Below are 25,728 nucleotides of genomic sequence, written 5' to 3' on the forward strand. Positions count from 1 at the left end.
GCTTACAGTGGGGAACTGTGTCGACCCGTACCCTCACCGAAGCGGCTTCCCCCGAAGCGGCCCCGCTCTCGCTCTGCTCCCGAGAGCCCCACGTGCCCGCCGACCGTCTCGTCGCGGAGATGGTGCCGCCCCCGCGCTTCGACTCCGTGCGCTTCGACACCTACCTCCCCGACCCGAACCAGCCGAGCCAGACGGAGGCGGTGGAGGTCCTGGCCTCCTTCGCCGGGGGCCTCGGCGGCGCACACGCCACCGGCTCCGGACGGCGGCGCTGGTTCGCGAGGAAGCCGGCCGCCCCGAGCGGCCCGCGCGGGGTCTACCTGGACGGGGGGTACGGCGTGGGCAAGACCCACCTGCTCGCCTCGCTCTGGCACGCGACCCCGGCGGAGCCGGCACTGAAGGCGTTCGGCACCTTCGTCGAGCTGACCAACCTGGTCGGCGCGCTCGGCTTCCAGCAGACCGTCCGGACGCTCAGCGGACACCGCCTCCTCTGCATCGACGAGTTCGAACTGGACGACCCGGGCGACACCGTCCTCGTCTCCAGCCTCCTGGGCAAGCTGGTGGAGGCGGGCGTGGCGCTCGCCGCCACCTCCAACACGCTCCCGGGCAAGCTCGGCGAGGGCCGCTTCGCCGCCGCCGACTTCCTCCGCGAGATCCAGGGCCTCTCCGCCCACTTCCGGCCCTTGCGCATCGACGGCGAGGACTACCGCCACCGCGGTCTGCCCGAAGCCCCCGCCCCCCACTCCGACCAGGTGGTCACGCAGACGGCGTACGCAACGCCGGGCGCCTCCCTGGACGACTTCCCGCACCTGCTCGCCCACCTGGCCAAGGTCCACCCGAGTCGGTACGGCGCCCTCACCGACGACCTCAGCGCCGTCTGCCTGACCGACGTCCAGCCGGTCCCGGACCAGTCGACGGCACTGCGGCTCGTCGTGCTCGCCGACCGCCTGTACGACCGCGAGATACCCGTGCTCGCCTCCGGGCTGCCCTTCGACCGGCTCTTCGGCGACGACATGCTGAACGGCGGCTACCGCAAGAAGTACTTCCGGGCGATCTCCCGGCTCACCGCGCTCGCCCGCGACGCAAAGGGGCTCGTCGCGCAGTAGCTTGGGGCCGTACCCGATCGAAAGGGATCCACCATGGCCACCGTGCGTCACGCCCACACCGTCTGGCAGGGCGACCTGCTCAAGGGGTCGGGCGTCGTCACCCTCGACTCCTCCGGTCTCGGTTCGTACGACGTCTCCTGGCCGGCCCGCGCCGAGGAGCCGAACGGCAAGACGAGCCCCGAGGAGCTCATCGCGGCTGCGCACTCCTCCTGCTTCTCCATGGCCTTCTCGAACGCCCTGGCCAAGGCCGACGCCCCGTCGATCCGACTGGAGACCAAGGCGGACGTCACCTTCCAGCCGGGCCAGGGCATCACCGGGATCCACCTCACCGTGCGCGGCGAGGTCCCCGGCATGGACGAGGACCAGTTCAAGGCGCTGGCCGAGGACGCGAAGAAGAACTGCCCGGTCAGCCAGGCCCTCACCGGCACGACCATCACCCTCACCGCCGAACTGGCCTGACGTCGGGCCAGCGGGCGCGCCACACGGGGCCGTTGCGGCCCGCATGATTCGTCCCCGCCACCGTGCGTGGTACACACATGCGGGTCACGCGTCACATCTGCCCTGTCCTCCCCCGTGGCCTCGGGCACGGGGGAGCCCCCCACAGGAAGTGGGTTGTTGCCCCATGTCCGCAACACGACGTCAACTCCTGTCCCGTGCCGGCGCGTCCGTCGCCGGCATCGCCTTCGCCGGGTCCGTCTCCGAACTCTTCGCCGGCACCGCCTCGGCCGCCCCACCGGCCCGGGGCGGCTACGGCCCCCTCGTCCCCGATCCGGTCGGCCTCCTCGACCTTCCGGCCGGCTTCCGCTACCGGGTCCTCTCCCGGGAGGGCGATCCGCTCCGCTCCGGCGAGGGTCCCGTCCCCAGCAACCACGACGGCATGGGCGCGTTCGCCGGCCGTCGCGGCCGGGTGCACCTCGTCCGCAACCACGAGAACCGGGTCACCGCGGAGATCGGCGTCCCCGCCGTGCCCGGTCTGACCTACGACCCGGAGGGCAAGGGCGGCTGCACGGTCCTCGAACTCGACGGCCGCAACCACGTCCTCGGCGAGCGGGTCGCCATCGCCGGCACGGCCGTCAACTGCGCGGGCGGTCCCACGCCGTGGAACACCTGGCTGACCTGCGAGGAAACAGAGGACCGAGCCGGCACCAACGGCTACGCCAAGGACCACGGCTTCGTCTTCGAGGTCGACGGTGCCGACCCCCGGCGCACCGGAGCCGTCCCCCTGACCGCGATGGGACGCTTCCAGCACGAGGCGGTCGCCGTCGACCCCGGGACCGGCATCGTCTACGAGACGGAGGACGCCTTCGAGCATCCCTTCGGGCTCTTCTACCGCTTCCTCCCCCACCGCCCGCTCGGCGGCACCGGCTCGCTGCGCGCCGGCGGCTCCCTGGAGGCCATGCGGGTGCCCGGCGTCCCCGACCTCTCGGTCGTCCAGGAGCCCGGAACCCGCTTCGACCGCATCGAGTGGGTGCCCGTGCCCGACCCGCTGGCGGCCGGGACCCCCGTCCGGCACCAGGACTTCGGCCCCCGGGGCATCACCCACGCCCAGAAGCTGGAGGGCTGCTCCTGGGGAGGGCGGGCCGTCTACTTCGTGTCCTCCTTCGCACGGTCCAAGGACGGCTCGGCGGCCACGCACTTCGGCCAGGTCTGGAAGTACGAGCCGCACGGGCGCCGGCTGACCCTCGTCGTGGTCTTCGGTCCGAGCACCGACGTGCAGCTCCCCGGCGAGTCACCGGACAACATCTGCCTGGCGCCGACCGGAGGACTGATGGTCTGCGAGGACGGCGGCGGCGCACAGTACGTCTTCGGGGTGGGGGCGGACGCCGAGGTGTACGCGGTCGCCCGGAACGCACAGGCGCTGCCCCCGACCGCTGCCGCGACGGACGCACCGGAGTGGGGGGAGTTCGCGGGCGTCACCTTCTCCCCGGACCGGAGCACGATGTACGTCAACTGCTACGTGCCCGGCACGACGTTCGCGGTGACGGGCCCGTGGCGCTGAGCTGACCGCACCGGGCTGCTGCCGGAGGCCGCCGCCGGCTTCCCCGCCCGGCCCCGCATCGTCCCGGGGAGCAGCGCCATCGGCGCCGCACCGACCGTCTCCGCCCGGTCCCGGTCCCCGTCCCCGCACCCCGCAGACGCACGGGTGCGGGTTCCGGGGTTCCGGCGGAGGATCGGGGAGGAGGACCAGTGGCACGACGGAAGGAACACGGGGTGGCGAAGAAGAAAGAGGAGAAGGAGCGGAAGGGCACGGAACCCGCGCTGCGCGAGGTCCTGCGGCTCCCCGCGGGCGAGCGGATCGACCTCGCCTCGTACGACACCAGGGCGACCCCGGCCGGCCCCGCCGACAAGGCGACGGGGTTGGCGGCCACCGCCGCGCTGGGTCCGTACCTGGCCGCCCTCCAGGAACGCCTGTACGCGGCGAGCACCGCCGGCGACCGCCGGCGCCTGCTCCTCGTCCTGCAGGGCATGGACACCAGCGGCAAGGGCGGGACGGTCAAGCACGTCATCGGCCTCTTCAACCCGTCGGGCTGCCGCATCCGGGCCTTCAAGGCCCCGACGCCGGAGGAGCAGGGCCACCCGTTCCTCTGGCGGATCACGAAGGCGCTCCCCGAGCCGGGCGAGATCGGCATCTTCGACCGCTCCCACTACGAGGACGTCCTCATCGCCCGGGTCCGCGACCTGGCCCCCCGCTCCGAGATCGACCGCCGCTACGGACAGATCAACCGCTTCGAGGAGTCCCTCGCCGAGAACGGGGTGACCGTCGTCAAGGTCTTCCTCCACCTCTCGTACGAGGAACAGCGCGCCCGGCTCCTGGAGCGCCTGGACAACCCGGAGAAGCACTGGAAGTTCAACCCGGGCGACATCGAAGAACGCACCCGGTGGCCGGCGTACCGCAAGGCCTACGAGCTGGCGCTGGAGCGCTGCGCGACGGACGGGGCACCGTGGCACCTGGTCCCGGCGGACCGCAAGTGGTACCGCAACTGGGCGATCAGCAAGCTGCTGCTCGAACACCTGGAGGCGCTGGACCCGAAGTACCCGGCGGGGGACTTCGACGTGGACGAGTGCCGACGGAGGCTCATGGCCTCGTGAGCGGAGCGGGCGCGGACGGGTGCGCCCGGCGCATGGACTCGACGGCGCCTGCTGCCAGGTCACGAGCATTTAGCACTTTGATCGGATAACTTCCGGTCGTGATCAATTCTGTACGGAAAACGGCAGCACTGGGTCTCCTGGGCGCCACTCTGGTCGGCTGTGGCAGCGACACCACCGAGAACCCGGCCCCGCGGACGGGGACCACCGTCGCCGCCACCGCCTCGCCCAAGGCCAGTGCTGCCGCGGCCGGCCCCAAGCCCGCACGGCTCCCCGCCGCCCCGCCCACCCTGGCCCCCGGAGCCGACGGCCTCACCCGGGTGTACACCCACCGTGCGAAGAGCACCGAGAAGGTCGTCGCGCTCACCTTCGACGCCGACATGACGGCGGACCAGGGCCCCCGGGCCGCTCACGGCGAACACTTCGACAACCCCGGGCTGATCGCGGCCCTGCGCGGGCTCAAGGTGGACGCGACCGTCTTCATGACGGGCCGCTGGGCCGAGGAGTACCCCGACCAGGCCAAGTCCATCGGGAACGACCCCCGCTTCGAGATCGCCAACCACTCGTACAGCCACTACGCCTTCGCGTCCCCCTGCTACGGTCTCCCGACCGTCGCCCCGCCGGACATGGCGACCGACGTGCAGCGCGCCTTCGACGCCTTCCGGGACGCCGGAGCCGTCAACGTCGTCCCGTACTTCCGCTTCCCCGGCGGTTGCTACGACGACACCGCCCTGCGCTCCCTCGCCCCCGCCGGAGTCACCGCGATCCAGTGGGACGTGGTCAGCGGGGACGCCTTCGCCGAGGACGCGGACGCCGTCGCCCAGCAGGTCATCGACGGGGTGAAGCCAGGCTCGCTCGTCGTCATGCACTGCACCCGCAGCGCCGCCCCCACGACCGAACGGGCTGTCCGCCGGATCGTCCCGGAGCTCCGGGCCCGCGGCTACCGCTTCGTGAAGGTCTCGGAACTCATGGGCCGCTGAGGCGCACGGGCCCGGCCGGCACGGCGGACCGGCTCACTCCAGGCGCGCCGTGGCACGGCAGGCGAGCGCCGCCGTCGCCCCCGCGAGCAGCAGTGCGCCCGCACAGGCGAGCCAGGGCGGGTCGGCGGTCGTCGCACGGGCCCCCGCGACCAGGGCGGTCATGGCGTGCTTCGCCGGGGAACCGGTGGTCACGAACGCGAGCAGCGAACCGAGGGCGAGGGCCGTCACCGACCAGCCGGGGGCCCCGAGGAAGGGGCGCGAGGTCAGCACGCCGACGGCGGCACCCGTCAAGGCGCAGGTCAGCACCGCGAGCAGCCCGGTGACGAGGGCAGCCGGGGCCGGGACCCCGCGCCGGTCGCCGAGGGCCGTCACCCCGAGGACGGCGACCGCACCGACCAGGACCGGCCATGCGGCCCCCACGAGGAACGCGGCGAGGTGTGCGCGCGCCCGGCCGGCCGCCGCTGCGACCACGCTCCGGGCCGCGGAGGGTTCTTGGGTGAGGCAGATCCGCACGGCCCAGGCGGTCACCGGAAGCAGGGCGGCAGCGGTGAAGCCGAGTGCGCCCAGGACCGGTTCACCCGCCCGGACGCCGACGCCGACGAACGCCGCGTACAGGAGCAGCGGGGCCAGCCAGCGTTGGGAGCGGAGCAGCAGACCGGCCTGATAGCGGAGCAGCGCCGTCATGCCCGTACGCCTCCGGTGCCGAGGTGGTGGATGTGCCAGGAAGCGGCGAGGAGCACTCCCAGAAGGGCGTCGGAGTGCTCCGCGTCCACGGTGAGGACGGTGGTGTCGTCGGGTCCCCGAGCGGTCACCGGATCGCCGGGCAGCCGCACGGGCAGCGCCCGGCCGCCGGAGGCCCGGATGCTGACGGGGGGTCCGGGGGCGGGAGCGGCGGGGGCCGGTTCGTCCCGGGCTCCCGGCACGCTGCACACCCGCCCCCGCACCACTCCGTACACCGCGTCCGCCTCGCCCTCCAGACGGCGCGGATCGTGGTCGACGAAGACCACCGTCGCCCCCGCCGCGAGGCGTTCGCGCACGGCAGCGTCCAGGACGGTGCGGGCATCGGGATCGAGCCCGGTCCAGGCCTCGTCGAGGACCAACAGCGCCGGATCCGCAAGGAGCGCCTGGGCCACGGCGACCTTCTGGCTGGTGCCCTTGGAGAGTTCGGCGAGTGCCGTTCCGGCATGCGTGCCGACGGCGAAGCGCTCCAGCCACTCCCCCGCCCGGGTCCGTGCGGCGGCCCGGTCGAGGCCCTGGACGCGCCCGAGGTGGACCAGGTAGTCGACGGCGGTGAACGGCAGTGCGGCGGGAAAGCGTTCGGGGACGTAGGCGGTACGGTCCGGGCGGCCGGTGACACGTCCCTCGCCGGGCGCGTCGATCCCGGCGAGCAGCCTGAGCAGCGTGGACTTGCCGCTGCCGTTGGCGCCCACGACCCGGACGAGGGCAGCAGCGGGCAGCTCCAACGACACCTCCCGCAGCACCCAGCGCCCGCGCGGCCCGTGTCGTCGTCCGACCCGGTCCAGTCTCATGTGCGCCTCAGTGGGAGGAGCTCTTCTGCGGGGTGAGCTCGCTGGGACGGACGATGACGAAGCCCTGCCCCTCCAACGTGAGCTGCACCGCCTCGCCGGAGCCACCGCGGATCATCGAGCCGAGCGACTGGGAGCGGTGCAGGGAGGTGTGCAGCTGCTCGCTCCAGCCGACGACCGCATCGGTGTCGACGTGCACCGGGGCCTGCGGAGCGACGGGAATGATGATCGGGCTGCCCTCGCACATCAGGGCGATCTTGCCGTGGCCGGTGAAGACGGAGTTGAAGAGGCCGCCGCCGACCATGCCGGCGCCCTTCACGGTGTGGATGTCGTAGTGGAGCGTGGCGTCGAAGCACAGCACGTTGCGGCCGTTGACGGTGAAGGACTCGCCCTGTTCGATCTCCACGATGAAGCAGTTCTGCGCCTCGTGCGCGAACCAGGCCTCGCCCCGGCCGCGCACGGCCATCAGCGGCAGGCCCTCGCCGGTGACGGCCCGCTTGAGCAGGCCGCCGATGCCCTGGCCCTTGCGCTCGAACTGGAGGTCGCCGCGGAAGGCGATCATCGACCCCTGACGGGCGTGCATCTCGCCGTCCACGGCGTACTTGACCGACTTGGCGTTCTGCAGGGACATGCCCGGAAAGGTCGCGGCCTCGGCAAGGTGCTCACCGGCAAAAAGATCGCTCTTCATGGGGGGCATCCTGGCCCGGAGCCGATGCTTCCCACAAGGAGCCCCCGTCAGTCCGGTGGCAGACTTGCGGGGTGAGCAGCAAAGAGACCGATCTCCGCGACGAAAAGCCCCAGTTCGTCCTGCCCCTGGTCGTCCGGATCGAGCGCGACGCGCCCCCGGCCCGTACCGACGCCCTGGAGACCGCGGCGCGCGCCGTCCTGGAGATCCTGACCGACGACCGCTCCCTCGGCGACGGCGAGTGGGCACGGGCCGTGGCCGACTGGCAGGACGCCCGGATCCGCAAGGTGGTGCGCCGGGCGCGCGGTGCGGAATGGCGCCGGGCGGGCACGCTGCCGGGCATCACGGTCACCGGCACGGCCGCGGAGGTGCGGGTCTTCCCGCCGGTCCCGCTCGACGGCTGGCCCAAGGAGCTCGCCAAGCTCCAGGTGTCGGGCACCGACCTCGACGACCCGACCGCCCCAGGCCCCGTCCCCGAAGGGGCCGCGGTGCTGTGGCTCAACCCGGAGCTGGACATGTCCGCCGGCAAGACGATGGCGCAGACCGGGCACGGGGCCCAACTGCTGTGGTGGGCGATGCCGGACGCCGACCGGAAGGCGTGGCGGGAGGCCGGCTTCCCCCTGGCCGTCCGCACGGCCTCCCCCGCGGACTGGCCGGCCCTGACCGCGAGCGGGCTCCCGGTCGTCCGTGACGCCGGCTTCACCGAGATCGCCCCCGGCTCCTGCACGGTCGTGTCCGAGGGGGGCCCGCGCTACGCCCCGCGCCTGCCGCGGACCTGACCGGCGGCCGGGCCCGGCGGCTGCTGAGGGACCGCAGCGACGGCCGAAGCTCAAATGAAGCTCTGAAAGCGGGCCCCGTGGGGTTCGGACGTCGCCGTCGGGGCCATCAGGTGAGGACTGGGGACCGAAGGAGGGGGACATGACGGAACTCGGCATCGGCATGGGCTGGCGTCCCGAAATCGCGGAAGCGGTGGAGGCGCTGCCCGACATCGACTGGGTGGAGGTCGTCGCGGAGAACATCTGCGCGGACCATCTGCCCGACTCCCTGATGCGGCTGCGCGGGCGGGGGGTGACGGTCGTCCCGCACGGCGTCTCGCTCGGGCTCGGCGGTGCTGACCGACCGGATCCGGCACGGCTCGCGGCGCTCGGGGAGAAGGCGGTCGCCCTGGGCGCGCCGCTGGTCACGGAACACATCGCGTTCGTGCGGGCCGGGGGGCCGCTCACCGCGACCCCGCTCCTCGAAGCGGGTCACCTGCTGCCCGTGCCCCGGACCCGGGACGCGCTCGACGTGCTCTGCGAGAACGTGCGGATCGCGCAGGACGCGCTGCCCGTCCCCCTCGCCCTGGAGAACATCGCGGCCCTGGTGTCCTGGCCGGACGAGGAACTGACGGAGGGGCAGTTCCTGACGGAACTGGTGGAGCGCACGGGGGTGCAGCTCCTCGTCGACGTCGCCAACCTCCACACCAACCGCGTCAACCGGGGCGAGGACCCGGCACGGACGCTGTCCGAACTGCCGGTGGGGGCGATCGCGTACGTCCACGTGGCGGGTGGGGTCGAGCGGGACGGCGTCTGGCACGACACCCATGCGCACCCGGTGCCGGGGGCGGTCCTGGACGTCCTCGCGGACCTGGTGTCACGGGTAGCCCCGCCGGGGGTCCTCCTCGAACGGGACGAGGACTTCCCGGCCGCGGAGGAGCTGGCCGGCGAGCTGGAGGCGATCCGGGCGACGGTGACGGCGGGCACGCGTTCCGGCAGGGCGTCGAGGGGCGTGCGGCGCGGGGCCCCGGGGGTGGCGGGCGCCGCCCGCCACCCGGGTGCCCGTCCATCGGCCGCCGACCGGACACCGCTGCTCATCGGTGCCGGTGCCCGTGTCTCGGGCGGGTCGATGCCGGGTGCCCAGGTCGTGCCTGCTCCCGCACCGGCTCCCGCGCCCGTACCGGCGCCGCAGGGGGGTGCGCGCCAGCGCCTCGCCGTCGCCCAGGCCGCCCTCCTGTCGGCTCTGGTGGCCGGCACCCCCGTGCCCGAGGGCTTCGACACCCGGAGGGTCGGCGTACAGATCCGTGCCCTCGCGGCCAAGCGGGCCGGAGTGGTCGCGAAGGTCGCACCGGAGCTCCCGGAGATCCTCGGCACCGGATTCAGGCCCGCGTTCCTCGCGTACGCCAGGTCGCGCCCGATGGAAGGCGGCTATCGCCGCGACGCGCTCGACTTCGCGGCACACCTCCTGCTGACCGGGCTCCCGGAGGACCCGACGGCACGCCGCTTGCTCACGGAGTGGTGGCAGGATCGTTCCGGCAACCGCCCGCCGGGGCGCGCCACCCGGCTCGTACGGGCCGCACGTCACGCACTCGCACGGAGATGACCATGGGCTTCCTGATCGTCCTCATCCACCTCGCGGGCGTCGTCGGCATCGCCCTCCTCGTCACCCGGGTCGTCCGGACGCGCCGCGGGGTCGACGGCCCCGTCCACGACCGCTACGAGGTCGCCTTCCTGACCGGCGGCCCCGCCAGGGTCGCGGACACAGCCCTCGTCTCCCTCCAGGCCGACGGCAGGCTCGCGATCGGCGGCCCGGGCATCGTCGCCGTCGTCCGGTCCACCGCGCACGATCCGGTGGAGCGTGCGGTGCTCCAGGAGCAGGCCGCCGCCCCGCACGGGTCCCTCCCCCTTCTGCGGGCGGCCGTGATGCGGCATCCGGCGGTCCAGGAGATCGGCAACGGCCTCGCGGCGCGCAAGCTGGTCGTCGCCCCGGCGACGCGGCGGACCACGGTCCGCTGGAGCGGCGCCTTCACAATGACCGCGCTCTGCCTCCTCCCGGTCTCGATCGTCTTCACGGCGGTCGACTTCGCGATCGACCCGGAGTTCCGGCTCCCGTTCGTCGTCAAGGTGCTGCCGGTGCTGCTCGTCGCGGGGACCACCGGCATCGTGTGCGGGTCCCTCGGCTCCCGCCACCTCACTTCGGCGGGCCGGCGGGCGGCCTCCGCCTACGGACGGGTGCACGGGAGCATGGCGGACCCCGCCCTTCGGGTGGCCCTGCACGGGCCGCGGGTCCTGACGGACCCCGCACTCCGGGAGCAACTCCTCGCCGCCCGGTTCCGCGGGCGGCCGCGCCGCGGCGGGCGCGGCGGACGGCGCACGACGGCGCACTCCTCGGCCACGGACGCCGCTGCGCTCGGCGTGGCCACCGAGTGGTGCGGGGGCAGCGGCTCCTGCGGAGGAGGCGACGGGGGCTCCTGCTCCGGCAGCGGGTCGAGCTGCGGCAGTTCCGGAGGGAGCTCCTGCTCCAGCGGAAGCTCCTGTTCGAGCAGCAGCAGCTGCTCCAGCGGAAGCTCCTGCTCCAGTAGCTGACCGGCCGTTCGGGTGGCGGGCGGGCCCGACGTCCCGTACAACCAGGACATGCTCTGGGTTCCGCTCCTCCTGGCGGCGTACGTGGTGGCGGGCGCCGGTTGCGTGCGGGCCTGCCGCGCCGCGCTCGCCGCCGCCCGGCCGCACGGGACGGCCGACGGGCCGGTCGACGGGCCCGGGCTCACCGTCCTCGAAGCGGCCTATCTCGCCGGCGGGCCGCTGCGGGTCGCCGACCTGACGCTGGTGTCCATGCACCGGGCGCACCGGCTGCTGCTCGCCCGCACCGGCTGGGCCACGGTGGTGGACGCGGGCGGGGCCGGGAACGCGTGGGAGCGGGCGGTGCTGGAGGCCGTCGGTCCCGAGGGCCAGTCGCCGGTCCCCGCCGTCCGCCCGGTGGTTGCCGCTGCCGATTCCGTACGGCGGCTCGCCCGGGAACTCGTCGCCCGGGGCCTCGCCGTGTCCGAGGAGTGCCTCCGGGAGGTCGAGGCGGGGATGCGGGCCGTGCGCGCCGGATTCCTGTCGGCCCTGCTGCTCGGGACGATCGCAGCGCTCCTCGTGCCGGGCTCCGAACGGGCCCCGGTCGTCGCCGCGTTCTCGCTGCCGCTGCTGGGGTCGGGCCTCTGCCTGCTGATCGGGCGGATCGAGGTCCACCCGTACACCCGCTGGGCCTCCCCCGCCGGGCAGCGGCTGCTCTCCGGGCTGTCGCCCGCCGATCCGCTCACCGCCTTCGCGGTGCGCGGTCCCGCGGCCCTGGAGCCGGAGCTCCGTGCCGCCCTGCGGGACTGAGGACCTGCCGAAGAGGTCCGGAAAGGACGCCGGTGCGGCGCGCACGAAGCGCGCCGCACCCGGAGCCGGACCCGGTGTCGCTGGAGCAACGGGCCATGGTGCCGCCCGCCGTCTGATCTTCCGGGTCGAGGGGTGGCGCGACCGGCCGGAGCCGGGCACGCGCCACCGGGTTTCGTGGGACCGTCAGGCCAGGCCCGCCACCAGGTCGGCGACGCTCTTGCGACGACCGGTGAAGAACGGGACCTCCTCGCGGACGTGCATCCGCGCTTCGGAAGCACGCAGGTGCCGCATGAGGTCGACGATGCGGTACAGCTCGTCGGCCTCGAAGGCGAGGAGCCACTCGTAGTCGCCGAGGGAGAAGGAGGCGACCGTGTTGGCACGGACGTCGGGGTAGCCGCGGGCCATCTTGCCGTGGTCGGCGAGCATCCGGCGCCGGTCCTCGTCGGGCAGCAGGTACCAGTCGTAGGAGCGCACGAAGGGGTACACCGAGACGTAGTCGCGCGGGGTCTCGTCGGCCAGGAAGGCCGGGATGTGCGACTTGTTGAACTCGGCGGGGCGGTGCAGCGCCATGTTCGACCAGACCGGCTCCAGGGCACGGCCCAGCTTGGTGCGGCGGAAGAGGTTGTACGCCCCCTGGAGCTCGTCGCTCGTCTCGGCGTGCCACCAGATCATGACGTCGGCGTCGGCGCGCAGACCGGACAGGTCGTACGTGCCGCGGACCGTGATGTCCTTGGCCGCGAGCTGGTCGAACAGCTCCTGGACCTCGTCGGCGTAACCGCCGCGGTCCTCGGGGAGAACGTCGCGCAGCTTGAAGACGGACCACAGGGTGTAGCGGATGACCTCGTTGAGGTCCTTCGCCTTCTTACCGGCGTTCGGGATCTTTTCGGGCGCACTCATACGCCTATTCTCGCCCGTCACGAGGAGTGCCCCGCACCGGGGGCCTCCCTTTGCGACGTGGCGATGATCTCGTCGGCGAACCCGTCGATGATCTCGTCCGCCGCGCGGTGGGCCGAGGCGATGCAGGCGGGGATGCCGACGCCCTCGTACGCGGCGCCCGCCAACCGCACCCCGGGGAGGGCCGCGACGGCCGCGCGCACCCGGGCGACCCGGGCGAGGTGACCGACCGGGTACTGGGGCAGGCCTCCCATCCAGCGGGTGACCGCGCGGGCGACGGGCCGTGCGGCGATGCCGGTGGCGGCGGCGAGGTCCTTCAGGGAGGCGTCGACGAGGTCGGAGTCCTCCCGCCGGACCTGCTCCTCCTCGCCGTGGCGCCCCACGGAGGTGCGCAGCACGAACAGGTCGGGGTCTCCGTCGGCGACCCAGCGCCACTTCTGGCCGGAGAAGGTGGAGGCCTTGATGGTGTGGCCGTCGACGGGCGGCACCAGGAACCCGGAGCCCGGCAGGGCGGGCAGCTCGGAGCGGCGGAAGGCGAGGGTGACCAGCGCCATGGAGGCGTAGTCGATCGCGCCGAGCTCGGCGGCGGCGTCGGGGGCGTGCTCACCGAGGAGTCCGGCCGCGCTGCCGGCCGGCGTGGCGAGCACCACGGCGTCGGCGTCGAGGTTCCGGTGTCGGGTCACCACCCGCCAGCCGGCGGCGCCGGTGCGGACCAGCGCGTCCACGGGGGTCCCGATGAGGATGTCGCCGCCCGCGGCGCGGATCGCATCGGCAACCGCGTCGGGAAGGGTACCGACGCCGCCCTCGATGCCGAGGAAGACGGCACCGCCGAGACCGGTGGCGGCACCCGCGGCGTCGGAGGGGGTCGCCGCGCCGGCCCGCTGGACGGCCTGGACGGCCGCGGTGAGCGTGGGATGGACGCGGGCGGCATGGAAGAGCGCGGGAACGGCGGCCTTCATCGAGATGTGGTGGGCGTCCCCGGCGTACACACCGCCGAGGAGGGGCTCGACGAGCCGGTCGACGACCTCGTGGCCCATGCGCTCGGCGACGTACGCGCCGATGGCGACGTCCTCGTCGATCTCGGTCGGCGGCAGGTCCAGGTCCGCGCCGATCCGACGGACGCCCTCGGCGGAGAGGAGGCCCTCGACGGCCGTCGGGTCGCCGGGCACACCCATGACGTGCCCCTTGGGCATGGGGATCAGTTCGCCCCGGGACCAGACGGACGCGGTGGTCGTGGCGGGAGCCTGGAGCCGGTCGCCGAGGCCGACGTCCCGGGCCAGGGCGACGGCTTCGGGGCGGCGGGCGAGCAGCGACTCGGCGCCGAGGTCGACGGGTGCGCCCGCGATCTCGCCCGCGAGGAGCTTGCCGCCCAAGCGCCCGCCCGCTTCCAGGAGGGTCACCCGATGACCGGCGAGCGCCAGCCGGTGTGCGGCGGCGAGTCCGGCGATCCCGCCTCCGACGACGACGACGTGAGGCCCGACCTGCTGTCCCGTGGTGTCCGCGTTCATGGGACCACTCTCTCAAATCGCTCCCCGCTCCCGTTCCGATGCCGGACCGTAACCGCATCGCTACCCGCAGAGGGCAACCCGGGCCGTTGCTCCGTACGTCCAAGGGACATTCGATCGACAACACCCGGAGGGAACCCGTGCGGAGAACGCGAACGACGGCCGCGGCCCTGATGACGGCCTCACTGGTCCTGACCGGCTGCGGTGCCGGCGCCACGGACACGGCGCCGGACGGCAAGAGGGGCGTGGCCGCGGACGCCCGGGCGGGCGCGGCCGCCGGGGAAGCGGCCCGGGGCGCCGCGGACGGTGCACCGGAGGCGGCGGACGGTTCACCGGGCAGCACCGGGAAGCCCGCGGCGAAGACGCCGCTCCAGAAGCACGTCATCCGCACCGCCTCGCTCTCCGTCGAAGTGCAGGACGCGGCAGGAGCACTGGCCACGGCCCGCCGGGTGACAGCGGAGGCGGGCGGGCACGTGGAGAACGAGTCGACGGAGCGACTGGACGACGCACGCCTCAGCTCGCAGCTCGTGCTGCGGGTGCCGCAGGAGCGGTACGACTCCGTCCTGGCCGGCCTCGCGGGCACCGGAAAGCTGTTGGACCGCAAGGCGGACGCCCAGGACGTCACCGACCAGGTGGTGGACGTGGAGAGCCGGATCGCCACCCAACGGGCCAGCGTGGCACGGGTGCGGGAGCTGATGGACCGGGCGGAGAAGCTGTCCGACGTGGTCACCCTGGAGGGCGAGCTGAGCCGCCGTCAGGCGGACCTGGAGGCACTGCTCGCCCAGCAGGCCTCGTTGAAGGACCGGACGACGCTGGCGACGATCACCCTCCGGCTGTCCGAGGAGGAGAAGCCCCCGCCGGCGGGACGGGAGGAGGGCCGCCCCGGTTTCGGGGACGCCCTGAGCGGCGGCTGGAACGCGCTGGTGGGCGCTGCCGCCTGGATCGGGATCGTGTTCACCGCCCTGGCGCCGTGGCTGGCGGTCGGACTGGTGGGCTTCTTCCTGTGGCGCCGTCTGGTCCGTCCCCGGCTGACCCGCCGTGCCCGCCCCGCCCGCCCCGCCGGTTCCGCACCGGACCTGCCGGACCTGCCGGACGTCCCGCGGAACGCCGCCGGGGCGCCGATGGTCAGCCGGTCGCCGAAGGCCCCGGGGCCGTCGGAGGCGTCGGAGCCCCGGCAGACTCCGCGGACCCCCGGCCCCCGGGAAACCCCCGAGCAGTAGTTTCTCCCCATGAGCGAACGACTGGTGGTCATCGGTGGGGACGCGGCGGGCATGTCCGCGGCGTCCCAGGCGCGCAGGCTCAGGTCTCCCGACGAACTGGAGATCGTCGCCTTCGAACGCGGGCACTTCTCTTCGTACTCGGCCTGCGGCATCCCGTACTGGGTCGGCGGCGACGTCGCCTCGCGCGGAGAGCTGATCGCACGCGCTCCCGAAGAGCACCGGGCCCGTGGCATCGACCTGCGGACGCGGACCGAGGTGACGGAGATCGACGTCCCGGGGCAGCGGGTGCGCTCCCGGGACCTGGAAGCCGGTGCGGAGGGGTGGACGGGCTTCGACAAGCTGGTGATCGCCACCGGGGCCCGGCCGCTGCGCCCTCCGCTGCCGGGCATCGACGCACCCGGGGTGCACGGCGTGCAGACCCTGGACGACGGTCAGGCGCTGCTCGACTCGCTGTCCGCCGAACCGGGACGGCGGGCGGTCGTCGTGGGCGCCGGGTACATCGGGGTGGAGATGGCCGAGGCCCTGCTGAACCGGGGGTACGAGGTGACGGTCCTGACCCGGGGCGAGCAGCCGATGACGACCCTGGATCCGGACATGGGGCGCCTCGTGCACCGGGCGATGGACGGGCTCGGCATCAGGACGGTCACCTCGGCTCCGGTGACGAAGGTCCTGACCGGCGGGGACGGCAGGGTCCGTGCGGTGGCGACGGACGCGGACGAACACCCCGCGGACGTGGTGGTGCTCGGCACCGGAGTGGTCCCGGAGACCTCGCTCGCGCGGGCCGCGGGACTGCCGCTCGGGGCGTACGGAGGACTGCTCACCGACCTCGCGATGCGGGTCCGGGGCCAGCAGAACATCTGGGCCGGCGGCGACTGCGTGGAAGTCCTGGACCTGGTCTCGGGCCGGGAGCGGCACGTGCCGCTCGGCACGCACGCGAACAAGCACGGCCAGGTCATCGGGGCGAACGTGGGCGGCGACTACGCGACCTTCCCCGGCGTGGTGGGGACGGCGGTGTCCAAGGTGTGCGACCTGGAGATCGCACGGACGGGCCTGCGCGAGAAGGACGCCCGGGAGGTGGGCCTGCGGTTCGTGGCGGTGACGGTCGAGTCGACCAGCCGGGCGGGCTACTACCCGGGGGCCGCTCCGATGACCGTCAAGATGCTGGCCGAACGCCGCACGGGACGGTTGCTCGGGGTGCAGATCGTGGGGAGGGAGGGCGCGGCGAAGCGGGTGGACATCGCGGCGGTGGCGCTCACGGCGGGCATGACGGTGCAGGCGATGACGGCTCTGGACCTGGGGTACGCGCCGCCGTTCTCACCGGTCTGGGACCCGGTCCTGATCGCGGCCCGCAAGGCGGTGGCGGCGGTCCGCGCGGCGGACTGAGCAGGGCGCGACCGCGGGAACGGGGGCCGGCCGGGCCTTCGGACGCGAAGGGCGACGGCCGCCGGGGAAGCCCCGGCGGCCGTCGCCGTCGCGTGTGTGCCGGTCTGCGGATCAGACGGCCGTCCGGGTGTGGACGTACTCGACGAGGCGGCTCAGGGCGTCCGGGTCCATCGCCGGCATGACGCCGTGGCCCAGGTTGAAGACGTGCCCCTCCAGCCCTTCGGCGGCGGCCAGGACCTCGTCCGTCTTGGCCTCCACGACCTCGCGCGAGGCGAAGAGCACGGCGGGGTCCAGGTTGCCCTGGAGCGCCTTGCCGGGGCCGACGCGGCGGGCGGCCTCGTCGAGCGGGACGCGCCAGTCGACGCCGACGACGTCCGCGCCGGCCTCGCCCATCAGACCGAGCAGCTCACCGGTGCCGACGCCGAAGTGGATGCGCGGGACGCCGTAGCCGGCGACCGCGTCGAAGACCTTCGCGGAAGCCGGCATCACCGAACGGCGGTAGTCGGCCGGGGCGAGGGCACCGACCCAGGAGTCGAAGAGCTGGACGGCGGAGGCGCCGGCCTCGATCTGGACCTTGAGGAAGGTCGAGGTGATCTCGGCGAGCCGGTCGAGCAGGTCGGCCCAGAGCTGGGGGTCGCCGTACATGAGGGCCTTGGTGTGCTCGTGGCTGCGCGACGGGCCGCCCTCGACGAGGTAGCTCGCGAGGGTGAAGGGTGCGCCGGCGAAGCCGATGAGCGGGGTGTCGCCCAGTTCACCGGTGAGCATGCCGATGGCCTCGGTGACGTAGTGGACGTCTTCGGGGGTGAGGTCGCGCAGCCGGGCCAGGTCGGCGCGGGTGCGGATCGGTTCGGCCACGACCGGGCCGACGCCGGGCTTGATGTCGAGGTCGAGGCCGATGGCCTTGAGCGGGACGACGATGTCGCTGAAGTAGATGGCGGCGTCAACCTTGTGCCGACGCACCGGCTGGAGCGTGATCTCGGTGACCAGCTCGGGGCGCATGCAGGACTCGAGCATCGGAATGCCCTCGCGGACCTTCAGGTACTCGGGGAGGGAGCGCCCGGCCTGCCGCATGAACCAGACGGGGGTGTGCGGCACCGGTTCGCGCCGGCACGCCTTGAGGAATGCGGAGTCGTGCGTCCGCGACTGCTGCTTCGTCTGCTGGCCCTGCGAGGGGGCATCCCCAGTCCCGGCGGAGCCTGGGGTGAGGGGAAGGTCGATGGCACTCACGCCCAGAATCTTCGCATGTGACGAGAAGCCGCTCGTCCGGGCCGGGTGTCCCTCCCTGCACGAAGGCCCCGTTCCGCCTACTCTTCCCGGCATGGCTGCGGCTCAGGGACATTTTTCCGATCATTCCGACGGCGACCGAGGGACGGACCAAACGGCGGACAGTAGGGAGACGAACCCGACGCCGCCCGCCTTCCGGCGGGCGGTGGACGCCTTGCGTTCGGCGAGGCTGCGGCCCGAGATCGAAATCGACCCGACCAGGCCGCCGCAGCGGCTCGCCCCTTACGCCTACGCGGTGGAGGCGGCCGTCGTGGACGGCGAGGAGGACCTGGCGGACGGGCGGCTCGTCCTGCTGCACGATCCGGACGGGCACGAGGCCTGGAAGGGCACGTTCCGTCTGGTGACACTGGTCCGGGCGGAACTGGAGCCTGAGATGGCCTCGGACCCGCTGCTGCCCGAGGTGTGCTGGTCCTGGTTGACCGGGGCCCTGGAGGCCCGGGGACTGTCCTACGGGGAGGCCAGCGGGACCGTGACGATGGCCGGCTCGCACTACTTCGGCGGCCTCGCGGACCGCAGACCGGCCACCCAGATCGAGATCCGGGCGTCCTGGACGCCGCGGGAGGGCCCGGGCGGGGTTCCGGACACGGCGGCGCACCTCGCGGCTTGGTGCGACCTGCTCTGTCAGATCGCGGGGCTGCCCCCCGCACCGGGTGCTCCGGGGGCGGGGACGGTGACGGGAGCGGGGGTCGTCTCGCTGCCCCAACGACGGGGACCGCAAGGGGCCTGAGCCCCGCCCGCGGGACGGGAAGGCCCCCGGAGGGCCCCGGGGCCACGGGTTCCGGAAGGGGCCGGGGCGCGGACGCTTCGGCGGGGGCGGAGCACGGACGCTTCAACGGGGTCGGCGCGCGGGTCCTCGTCCACGGGGCGGCGCGGGGACCGGGCCCCGTGTGCGGGGTCCCCCGTGGGGGTGACGGGACGGGGCCCGCTCGTAGGATGATCGATCACTCATCCGAATTGCCCTAATTGTTACTCACCAAATCGTGATCTTTCCCTAAAGGCGGGCGGCCCAGCTGCCGAAGGAGTCAATGACCCCTTCAGAGCACGGGTTCGCCCCCGGCTTCTTCCCCGAGCCGGCTCCGTCCCGCACCCTTCCCCCAGGAGGCCTGGTGTCCGTTCTCCTCGAGCAGCCCGCAAGCCTGGTCGCCTACCGCCCGAACAAGCCGACGGCCATGGTCGTCGTGGCCGACCCACGCGTCCGCTCCACCGTCACCCGCCACCTGTGGGCCCTCGGAGTGCGCGACGTGATCGAGGCGTCGTCCATCGCGGAGGCCCGTCCCCGCGTCGGCAACCCGCGCGACATCTGCGTTGCCGACGTCCACCTGCCCGACGGCAGTGGTCTGACCCTGCTGTCCGAGACCCGCGCCGCGGGCTGGCCCAACGGCCTCGCCCTCTCGGCCGCCGATGACATCGGCGCCGTGCGCAACGCCCTGGCGGGCGGCGTGAAGGGCTACGTCGTCACCGGCACCCGAACCAACATCGGCCATCCGACCCGTCCCGGCGCCGCCCCCATCGGCGCGGCGGCGGCCCGGCTCGGCCACCGTCGCCCCCCGGGTGCCCCGAGCCACCCGGGCGGCTACCGCGAGCTCTCCGGCCGTGAGGTCGAAGTGCTGCGACTGGTGGCGGAGGGCCAGTCGAATAAGGCGATCGGCGTCTCCATGGGCCTGTCCGCCCTGACCGTCAAGAGCCACCTCGCCCGCATCGCCCGCAAGCTGGGCACCGGGGACCGCGCCGGCATGGTGGCCGTCGCCCTGCGAACGGGGATCATCCACTGACATTCGGCACAAGACGAATCGAGCGCCTGTCGACGGAACGTTCCGTCGACAGGCGCTTGCCGTTCACCGATACCCTTGACACGTGACCGACGCCCAAGAGACCGCAGCAGACACCGCACTGCGCACCACCGGGGGCGGCCCCCCGGACGACGACGTCCCTGCGAATGGGCTTCCGATCCCGTTGCTGGAGCCCCGGGAGGGGATTCCGCCCGTCGTCGAGACCGACGACGCCCTCGCCGAGGTGATCGCCGCCTTCGCCGCCGGAAGCGGCCCCGTGGCCGTGGATGCCGAGCGGGCCTCCGGCTACCGCTACGGCCAGCGGGCCTACCTCGTCCAGCTCCGCCGCGAAGGCGCGGGCACCGCACTGATCGACCCCGTCGGCTGCCCCGACCTCTCGGGTCTCGACGAGGCGCTCGCCGGAACCGAATGGATCCTGCACGCGGCCACCCAGGACCTCCCCTGTCTGCGCGACATAGGCATGCGCCCCGGTTCGCTCTTCGACACCGAACTCGCGGGACGGCTCGCGGGCTTCCCTCGGGTCGGCCTCGGCGCGATGGTCGAGTCCGTCCTCGGCTACGCCCTGGAGAAGGGACACTCGGCCGTCGACTGGTCCACCCGCCCGCTGCCCGAGCCCTGGCTGCGGTACGCGGCCCTGGACGTCGAGCTCCTGGTGGACCTGCGGGACGCGCTGGAGAAGGAGCTCGACCGGCAGGGCAAGCTGGAGTGGGCACACCAGGAGTTCGACGCCATCGCCTCGGCCCCGCCCGCCCCGCCGCGCAAGGACCCGTGGCGCCGGACCTCCGGCATGCACAAGGTGCGCCGCCGCCGTCAGATGGCGGTCGTGCGGGAGCTGTGGACGGCCCGGGACCGGGTCGCCCAGCGGCGTGACGTCTCTCCCGGCAAGGTGCTGAGCGACGCGGCCATCGTGGAAGCGGCACTCGCGGTGCCGCTGAACACGACCGCGCTCACCGCGCTGCCCGGCTTCGGCAACCGGATGGGGCGCCGCCAGCTGGAGCAGTGGCAGGCCGCGGTGGACCGGGCCCGGGCCCTCCCGGAGAGCGAGCTGCCCCAGCCGGGCCAGCAGGTTGCCGGCCCGCCCCCGCCGCGCGCCTGGGCGGACAAGGACCCGGTCGCGGCGGCCCGCCTGTCGGCGGCACGCGCGGCGGTTTCGACGCTCGCGGAGGAACTGAACCTCCCCCAGGAGAACCTGATCACCCCGGACACCGTCCGTCGGGTCTGCTGGGAGCCGCCGTCGCCGGCGGACGCCGCGACCGTGGCCGCCACCCTCACGGGTCACGGCGCCCGCCCCTGGCAGGTCGAACTGGTGACCCCGCTGCTCGTGAAGGCGCTGTCCGCGACGGCGTGAGCTTTCGCGGGAAGAGCCCCCGATTGCCCCCGAGGGCACCGGGGGCTCCGTCGCGCCGCGGCTCGGACCCGGCGCGCGAAGCCCCCGATCGGATGACGCGGGGTGTGACCTTCGCCGCTTGCTCCGCAAGGACTGGGCAGCCTGGTTACTCACAAGTAGCATGGGGGGAGCAAGCGCACGCTTAGGCGTGTGCCGCAGCAGTGCCATCCCGCACCCTGGAGGAGAGCCATCGTGCCTCGTACCGTCAGGGACGTCGTCTTCGTCGACGGCGTCCGCACCCCGTTCGGCAAGGCGGGCCCGAAGGGCATCTACCACGAGACCCGCGCCGACGACCTCGTCGTGAAGGCCATCCGGGAGCTGCTGCGCCGCAACCCGGGCCTCGACCCCGCGAAGATCGACGAGGTCGCCATCGCCGCGACCACCCAGATCGGCGACCAGGGTCTGACGCTCGGCCGCACGGCCGGCATCCTCGCCGGCCTGCCGCAGTCGGTGCCGGGTTACTCCATCGACCGCATGTGCGCCGGCGCGCTGACCGCCGTCACCTCGGTGGCCGGCTCGATCGCCTTCGGCGCGTACGACGCCGTCATCGCCGGTGGCGTCGAGCACATGGGCCGCCACCCCATGGGCGAGGGCGTCGACCCCAACCCGCGCTTCGTGTCGGAGAAGCTCGTCGACGAGTCCGCCCTCTTCATGGGCATGACCGCCGAGAACCTGCACGACCGGTACCCCAGCATCACCAAGCAGCGCGCCGACGAATACGCCGTGCGCTCCCAGGAGAAGGCCGCCAAGGCGTACGCCGGCGGCAAGATCCAGCAGGACCTCGTGCCGATCTCGGTCCGCCGCACCTCCCCCGAGGCCGGGGAGACCGGCTGGGGCCTGGTCACCGCCGACGAGCCGATGCGCCCGGGCACCACCCTGGAGTCGCTCGCCAACCTGAAGACGCCGTTCCGCGTCCACGGCAACGTCACCGCGGGCAACGCGGCCGGCCTCAACGACGGCGCCACCGCCTCGGTCATCGCCTCCGAGGACTTCGCCCGCGAGAACGGCCTCCCGGTCAAGATGCGCCTCGTCTCGTACGCCTTCGCCGGCGTCGAGCCCGAGGTCATGGGCTACGGTCCGATCCCGGCGACCGAGAAGGCCCTCGCCAAGGCCGGCCTGTCCATCGAGGACATCGGCCTCTTCGAGATCAACGAGGCCTTCGCGGTCCAGGTCCTCGCCTTCCTGGAGCACTACGGCATCGCCGACGACGACGCCCGCGTCAACCAGTACGGCGGCGCCATCGCCTACGGCCACCCGCTCGCTTCCTCCGGCGTCCGTCTGATGACGCAGCTGGCCCGCCAGTTCGAGGAGCAGCCGGAGGTCCGCTACGGCCTCACCACCATGTGCGTCGGCTTCGGCATGGGCGCCACGGTCATCTGGGAGAACCCGAACCACAAGGACGCCGGAGGCAGCAAGTGAGCACCACCGCAGAGCTTCTGAAGGGCGCCGCCGAGCTCTTCCCGGACGAGGTCGTCACCAGCGCCCACGTACGGCACTTCGACCTCCCCGCGGGTGCGGGTCGGTTCGCGCTGATCACGCTGGACAACGGCTTCGACCACACCAAGCCGACCACCTTCGGTCCGCAGTCCCTCGCCCACCTGAACGCGGCGATCGACCAGGTCGAGGCGGAGGCCGCCAACGGTGAGATCGTCGGCGTCGGCCTCACCGGCAAGCCGTTCATCTTCGCCGTCGGCGCCGACCTCAAGGGCGTCGAACTGCTGAAGAAGCACGACGAGGCGCTCGCCATCGGCAAGGGCGGCCACGACGTCTTCAAGCGCCTGTCCGCGCTCGCCGTGCCCACCTTCGCGTACTACAACGGCGCGGCCATGGGCGGCGGCGTCGAGGTCGGTCTGCACTGCTCCTACCGCACCGTGTCGAAGGCCCTGCCGGCCTTCTCGCTGCCCGAGGTCTTCCTCGGCCTGGTGCCCGGATGGGGCGGCTGCGCGATCCTCCCGAACCTGATCGGCGCCGAGAAGGCCGTCTCGGTCATCATCGAGAACTCGCTGAACCAGAACCGCCAGCTCAAGGGCAAGCAGGTCTTCGAGCTCGGCATCGCCGACGCGATCTTCGAGGGCGCCGACTTCCTGGAGCAGTCCCTGCTGTGGACCGCGTCCGTCCTCAAGGGCGACCTCACGGTCGAGCGTCCCGAGGTCGACCGCGGAGAGGCCTGGGACCAGGCCGTCGCCAAGGGCCGTGCGATCGCCGACTCCAAGGTGCACGGTGCCGCCCCCGCCGCCTACCGCGCCCTCGACATCATCGCGGCCGCCAAGGACGGGGACCTGCAGAAGGGATTCGACGCCGAGGACCAGGCCCTCGCGGACCTGATCATGGGCGGCGAGCTGCGCTCCGGCATCTACGCCTTCAACCTGGTGCAGAAGCGCGGCAAGCGCCCCGCCGGCGCCCCGGACAAGTCGCTGGCCCGCCCGGTCACCAAGGTCGGCGTCGTCGGCGCCGGTCTGATGGCCTCCCAGCTGGCCCTGCTCTTCCTGCGCCGCCTGGAGGTGCCGGTCGTCCTGACCGACATCGACCAGGAGCGCATCGACAAGGGCGTGGGCTACGTCCACGGCGAGATCGAGAAGCTGCTCGGCAAGGGCCGGATCAACCAGGACAAGGCCAACCGCCTCAAGGGCCTGGTCTCCGGCGTCCTCGACAAGGCCGAGGGCTTCGCGGACGCGGACTTCATCATCGAGGCCGTGTTCGAGGAGATGTCCGTCAAGCAGAAGGTGTTCGCCGAGGTCGAGGCGGTCGCTCCGGCGCACGCGGTCCTCGCCACCAACACCTCCTCGCTGTCCGTCTCGGAGATGGCCTCCAAGCTCCAGCACCCGGAGCGCGTGGTCGGCTTCCACTTCTTCAACCCGGTCGCGGTCCTCCCGCTCCTGGAGATCGTCCGCGGCGAGAAGACCGACGACGCCTCGCTGGCCACCGCCTTCGGCGTCGCCAAGAAGCTGAAGAAGACCGCGGTCCTCACCAAGGACGCCCCGGCGTTCGTCGTGAACCGCATCCTGACCCGCTTCATGGGCGAGATCCAGAACGTCATCGACGAGGGCACCCCGGTCGCCGTCGCCGAGAAGGGCGTCGAGCCGCTCGGTCTGCCGATGTCGCCGCTGGTGCTCCTGGAGCTCGTCGGCCCGGCGATCGGTCTGCACGTCTCCGAGACCCTGAACCGCGCCTTCCCCGAGCGCTTCAAGGTCTCCCCCAACCTGAAGGCGGTCGTCGAGGCCGGCAAGCGCGGCTTCTACGTCTACAACGCCGAGAACGGCTTCAAGCCGGAGCTCGACCCGGAGGTCGCCGCCCTCCTCGTCCAGGGCGACGTCGTCCTGACCGAGGAGCAGGTCCGTGACCGCGTCCTGGACGCGGTGGCGCAGGAGATCGGCCTGATGCTGGAGGAGGGTGTCGTCGCCGAGGCGCAGGACATCGACCTCTGCCTGATCACCGGCGCCGGCTGGCCCTTCCACCTGGGCGGCATCACGCCGTACCTGGACCGCGAGGGCGTCTCCGAGCGCGTCAACGGGAAGCGCTTCCTGGCCCAGGGCCTGGCGAGCGTCCCGGCGTAACGCCCGGCCGCACGCCCCCCGGGGCACACGCGGAAGGCCCCGGCACCTTGAGGTGCCGGGGCCTTCCGCGTGGTGCGGGACGGGGGTGGGCTCACCCTATGGAGCGCCAGCCTTCGAGGAGCAGCCCCTCGCTCGCCGCCTTCTGACGGGCCGTGAGGGGGGTCCGTCCCTCGGCCGTCGCCATCGTGACCAGACCGCCGTCGGGGCCCCGGGTGAGGACGGCGTCCAGGGTGCCGTGCCGCTCCCCGGTCTCCACCCAGGTCAGTCCCTCCGCTTCCTGCTCGCTGGGATGGATGGCGAGCGCGAGCCGGCCGTCCTCGGACTGCTGGGCGAGGACCGTGTGGTCGGAGCCGCCGATGAGGCAGTTGGCGGCGAACAGGCGTCCGCCGCCGGCCGCCTTGCCGAGGGCGGTGGGGGGCAACGAACGCTCCGGCGACCAGGACATGACCTGGCCTTCCTGGTCGAGGTAGAAGAGCGTCACGTGTCCGGAAGGACCGGTTACGGCGGCCAGGGTGCCCATGGTCACCGAGGCGGGCAGCAACTCCTCGCGGATCGGCTTGGCCCCGGCTTCGCGCTGCACGTAGCGGACGAGGCCCTTGGCGTGCGAACTGTAGAGCTCGACGAGACCCGAGCCGTTGGTGACGGCGACGGGCAGGGGATCCGTCTTGGAACCGAGCAGGTCCCACCAGGGGTGCCAGCCGCCGACGTCCTTCTGGGCGCGGACGCTGATGCCGCCCCCCCCGTTCCTCATGAAGACGTGGACGCGGCCCTGGGCGTCCACCGCGACCGCCGGGTTGCCGGTCCAGGGGCCCTTGCCGTTCGAGTGCCCCAGGGAGCGCCAGGGAGCGGCCGGACGGCCGGTCTGGAACTGGACGGCGTGCACCAGTTCGACGTGCCCTTCGCCGCCGGCCGTCGGGCGGAGGCCGACCAGGTGGACGTAACGGTCGGCTCCCTGGCCGACGGCGAGGAAGGGGGTCAGCCCTTCGCCGCCCAGCGAGACGGGGCCGCTCCAGCCCCCGCCTGGTTCCTCGGTCCAGCGCACCACCTCGCCGCCCCTGGGCAGATAGGCGCTGAACCGGCCCTCCGCCCCTCTGGTCAGCCAGCTGCCCTGGAGCACGGGGGCGGGGCCGTGGGAACGGTCGGTGGGGGACTGGGATCGATTCGCCATGGGGGGATCCAGCACTCCGGTCGTCGGGAGCAGTTCGG

General features: G+C 73.0%; 23 protein-coding genes. 16 read left to right on the forward strand and 7 right to left on the reverse strand.

The features are described 5' to 3' along the window. Positions 1-17 precede the first annotated feature (17 nt). The 5 genes from zapE to ACFW22_RS15035 all read left to right on the forward strand — a co-directional run bounded on the left by zapE (position 18) and on the right by ACFW22_RS15035 (position 5,170). Positions 18-1,103, forward strand: coding sequence for a cell division protein ZapE (gene zapE / locus ACFW22_RS15015; RefSeq protein ID WP_386403453.1), 1,086 nt, complete (start codon positions 18-20; stop codon positions 1,101-1,103). Positions 1,104-1,136: 33 nt separating this feature from the next. Beyond that, positions 1,137-1,562: an OsmC family protein gene (locus tag ACFW22_RS15020; RefSeq protein WP_386403456.1), complete on the forward strand. Its 426-nt coding sequence runs from the start codon at positions 1,137-1,139 to the stop codon at positions 1,560-1,562. 163 nt (positions 1,563-1,725) lie between these two features. After that, positions 1,726-3,102, forward strand: a complete 1,377-nt coding sequence (locus ACFW22_RS15025; RefSeq protein ID WP_386403458.1) for an alkaline phosphatase PhoX — start codon at positions 1,726-1,728, stop codon at positions 3,100-3,102. Between the two features lie 212 nt (positions 3,103-3,314). Then, entirely contained in the window at positions 3,315-4,193 is an 879-nt protein-coding gene (locus ACFW22_RS15030; protein ID WP_386403461.1) for a PPK2 family polyphosphate kinase, read from the forward strand. A gap of 98 nt (positions 4,194-4,291) precedes the next feature. Continuing rightward, on the forward strand, positions 4,292-5,170 hold the full coding sequence (locus ACFW22_RS15035) for a polysaccharide deacetylase family protein (protein ID WP_386403463.1): 879 nt from the start codon (positions 4,292-4,294) through the stop codon (positions 5,168-5,170). Between the two features lie 33 nt (positions 5,171-5,203). On the opposite strand, the gene ACFW22_RS15040 is transcribed toward ACFW22_RS15035, so the two are convergent. The 3 genes from ACFW22_RS15040 to ACFW22_RS15050 are packed head-to-tail and all read right to left on the reverse strand — an operon-like array spanning position 5,204 to position 7,384. Continuing rightward, on the reverse strand, positions 5,204-5,854 hold the full coding sequence (locus tag ACFW22_RS15040; RefSeq protein WP_386403466.1) for an ABC transporter: 651 nt from the start codon (positions 5,852-5,854) through the stop codon (positions 5,204-5,206). After that, complete coding sequence (locus tag ACFW22_RS15045) at positions 5,851-6,699, reverse strand: ATP-binding cassette domain-containing protein (RefSeq protein WP_386403468.1); 849 nt, start codon at positions 6,697-6,699, stop codon at positions 5,851-5,853. The genes ACFW22_RS15040 and ACFW22_RS15045 overlap by 4 nt, the downstream gene beginning before the upstream one ends. A 7-nt stretch (positions 6,700-6,706) precedes the next feature. Continuing rightward, a complete protein-coding gene (locus ACFW22_RS15050; RefSeq protein WP_386403471.1) occupies positions 6,707-7,384 on the reverse strand; it encodes an AIM24 family protein in 678 nt (225 codons plus the stop codon). Between the two features lie 71 nt (positions 7,385-7,455). Here ACFW22_RS15050 and ACFW22_RS15055 point away from each other — a divergent pair, with 71 nt between their 5' ends. The 4 genes from ACFW22_RS15055 to ACFW22_RS15070 all read left to right on the forward strand — a co-directional run bounded on the left by ACFW22_RS15055 (position 7,456) and on the right by ACFW22_RS15070 (position 11,505). Continuing rightward, complete coding sequence (locus ACFW22_RS15055) at positions 7,456-8,160, forward strand: peptidyl-tRNA hydrolase (protein WP_386403473.1); 705 nt, start codon at positions 7,456-7,458, stop codon at positions 8,158-8,160. Positions 8,161-8,299: 139 nt separating this feature from the next. After that, positions 8,300-9,739, forward strand: a complete 1,440-nt coding sequence (locus ACFW22_RS15060; RefSeq protein WP_386403476.1) for a DUF692 family multinuclear iron-containing protein — start codon at positions 8,300-8,302, stop codon at positions 9,737-9,739. Between the two features lie 2 nt (positions 9,740-9,741). After that, a complete protein-coding gene (locus ACFW22_RS15065) occupies positions 9,742-10,722 on the forward strand; it encodes a TIGR04222 domain-containing membrane protein (RefSeq protein WP_386403479.1) in 981 nt (326 codons plus the stop codon). 48 nt (positions 10,723-10,770) lie between these two features. Then, positions 10,771-11,505: a TIGR04222 domain-containing membrane protein gene (locus ACFW22_RS15070; RefSeq protein ID WP_386403481.1), complete on the forward strand. Its 735-nt coding sequence runs from the start codon at positions 10,771-10,773 to the stop codon at positions 11,503-11,505. A gap of 183 nt (positions 11,506-11,688) precedes the next feature. On the opposite strand, the gene hemQ is transcribed toward ACFW22_RS15070, so the two are convergent. Together hemQ and hemG are read right to left on the reverse strand one after the other, a co-directional pair. After that, positions 11,689-12,402, reverse strand: a complete 714-nt coding sequence (gene hemQ / locus ACFW22_RS15075) for a hydrogen peroxide-dependent heme synthase (protein ID WP_384873214.1) — start codon at positions 12,400-12,402, stop codon at positions 11,689-11,691. 17 nt (positions 12,403-12,419) lie between these two features. Beyond that, a complete protein-coding gene (gene hemG, locus ACFW22_RS15080; RefSeq protein WP_386403485.1) occupies positions 12,420-13,907 on the reverse strand; it encodes a protoporphyrinogen oxidase in 1,488 nt (495 codons plus the stop codon). A gap of 137 nt (positions 13,908-14,044) precedes the next feature. Here hemG and ACFW22_RS15085 point away from each other — a divergent pair, with 137 nt between their 5' ends. Beyond that, positions 14,045-15,124, forward strand: coding sequence for a DUF4349 domain-containing protein (locus tag ACFW22_RS15085; protein ID WP_386403487.1), 1,080 nt, complete (start codon positions 14,045-14,047; stop codon positions 15,122-15,124). 9 nt (positions 15,125-15,133) lie between these two features. Further along, entirely contained in the window at positions 15,134-16,507 is a 1,374-nt protein-coding gene (locus ACFW22_RS15090; RefSeq protein WP_386403489.1) for an FAD-dependent oxidoreductase, read from the forward strand. Positions 16,508-16,618: 111 nt separating this feature from the next. Here the strand turns inward: ACFW22_RS15090 and hemE are convergent, their stop codons facing one another. Beyond that, positions 16,619-17,734 carry a uroporphyrinogen decarboxylase gene (hemE, locus tag ACFW22_RS15095; RefSeq protein ID WP_386403492.1) on the reverse strand — a complete coding sequence of 372 codons (1,116 nt, stop codon included), beginning with the start codon at positions 17,732-17,734 and terminating at the stop codon, positions 16,619-16,621. 91 nt (positions 17,735-17,825) lie between these two features. On the opposite strand from hemE, the gene ACFW22_RS15100 reads away from it, so the two are divergent. The 5 genes from ACFW22_RS15100 (at position 17,826) to ACFW22_RS15120 (ending at position 24,522) form a co-directional block, all read left to right on the forward strand. Next, on the forward strand, positions 17,826-18,518 hold the full coding sequence (locus tag ACFW22_RS15100) for a DUF3000 domain-containing protein (RefSeq protein WP_386403495.1): 693 nt from the start codon (positions 17,826-17,828) through the stop codon (positions 18,516-18,518). Positions 18,519-18,897: 379 nt separating this feature from the next. After that, the gene (locus tag ACFW22_RS15105) at positions 18,898-19,563 is read left to right on the forward strand and encodes a response regulator transcription factor (protein ID WP_015037008.1); all 666 of its coding nucleotides are present in this window, start codon (positions 18,898-18,900) and stop codon (positions 19,561-19,563) included. An 82-nt stretch (positions 19,564-19,645) separates the two neighbouring features. Next, positions 19,646-20,929: a ribonuclease D gene (locus ACFW22_RS15110; protein WP_386403498.1), complete on the forward strand. Its 1,284-nt coding sequence runs from the start codon at positions 19,646-19,648 to the stop codon at positions 20,927-20,929. Positions 20,930-21,160: 231 nt separating this feature from the next. Beyond that, entirely contained in the window at positions 21,161-22,387 is a 1,227-nt protein-coding gene (locus ACFW22_RS15115; protein WP_386403501.1) for a thiolase family protein, read from the forward strand. Further along, the gene (locus ACFW22_RS15120; protein ID WP_386403504.1) at positions 22,384-24,522 is read left to right on the forward strand and encodes a 3-hydroxyacyl-CoA dehydrogenase NAD-binding domain-containing protein; all 2,139 of its coding nucleotides are present in this window, start codon (positions 22,384-22,386) and stop codon (positions 24,520-24,522) included. The genes ACFW22_RS15115 and ACFW22_RS15120 overlap by 4 nt, the downstream gene beginning before the upstream one ends. 91 nt (positions 24,523-24,613) lie before the next feature. On the opposite strand, the gene ACFW22_RS15125 is transcribed toward ACFW22_RS15120, so the two are convergent. Beyond that, positions 24,614-25,690: a hypothetical protein gene (locus tag ACFW22_RS15125; protein WP_386403507.1), complete on the reverse strand. Its 1,077-nt coding sequence runs from the start codon at positions 25,688-25,690 to the stop codon at positions 24,614-24,616. Positions 25,691-25,728: the final 38 nt, after the last annotated feature.

This window comes from Streptomyces sp. NPDC058872 (genome assembly GCF_042743065.1).
GTDB lineage: Bacteria > Actinomycetota > Actinomycetes > Streptomycetales > Streptomycetaceae > Streptomyces.

Bases quoted from the DNA above. Each gene is read 5' to 3' on its own strand.
- ACFW22_RS15020 (WP_386403456.1), top strand. From the start codon at position 1,137: ATGGCCACCGTGCGTCACGCCCACACCGTCTGGCAGGGCGACCTGCTC.
- ACFW22_RS15025 (WP_386403458.1), top strand. From the start codon at position 1,726: ATGTCCGCAACACGACGTCAACTCCTGTCCCGTGCCGGCGCGTCCGTC.
- ACFW22_RS15040 (WP_386403466.1), bottom strand. From the start codon at position 5,854: ATGACGGCGCTGCTCCGCTATCAGGCCGGTCTGCTGCTCCGCTCCCAA.
- ACFW22_RS15045 (WP_386403468.1), bottom strand. From the start codon at position 6,699: ATGAGACTGGACCGGGTCGGACGACGACACGGGCCGCGCGGGCGCTGG.
- ACFW22_RS15050 (WP_386403471.1), bottom strand. From the start codon at position 7,384: ATGAAGAGCGATCTTTTTGCCGGTGAGCACCTTGCCGAGGCCGCGACC.
- ACFW22_RS15060 (WP_386403476.1), top strand. From the start codon at position 8,300: ATGACGGAACTCGGCATCGGCATGGGCTGGCGTCCCGAAATCGCGGAA.
- ACFW22_RS15065 (WP_386403479.1), top strand. From the start codon at position 9,742: ATGGGCTTCCTGATCGTCCTCATCCACCTCGCGGGCGTCGTCGGCATC.
- ACFW22_RS15070 (WP_386403481.1), top strand. From the start codon at position 10,771: ATGCTCTGGGTTCCGCTCCTCCTGGCGGCGTACGTGGTGGCGGGCGCC.
- hemQ (WP_384873214.1), bottom strand. From the start codon at position 12,402: ATGAGTGCGCCCGAAAAGATCCCGAACGCCGGTAAGAAGGCGAAGGAC.
- hemG (WP_386403485.1), bottom strand. From the start codon at position 13,907: ATGAACGCGGACACCACGGGACAGCAGGTCGGGCCTCACGTCGTCGTC.
- ACFW22_RS15090 (WP_386403489.1), top strand. From the start codon at position 15,134: ATGAGCGAACGACTGGTGGTCATCGGTGGGGACGCGGCGGGCATGTCC.
- ACFW22_RS15100 (WP_386403495.1), top strand. From the start codon at position 17,826: ATGGCTGCGGCTCAGGGACATTTTTCCGATCATTCCGACGGCGACCGA.
- ACFW22_RS15125 (WP_386403507.1), bottom strand. From the start codon at position 25,690: ATGGCGAATCGATCCCAGTCCCCCACCGACCGTTCCCACGGCCCCGCC.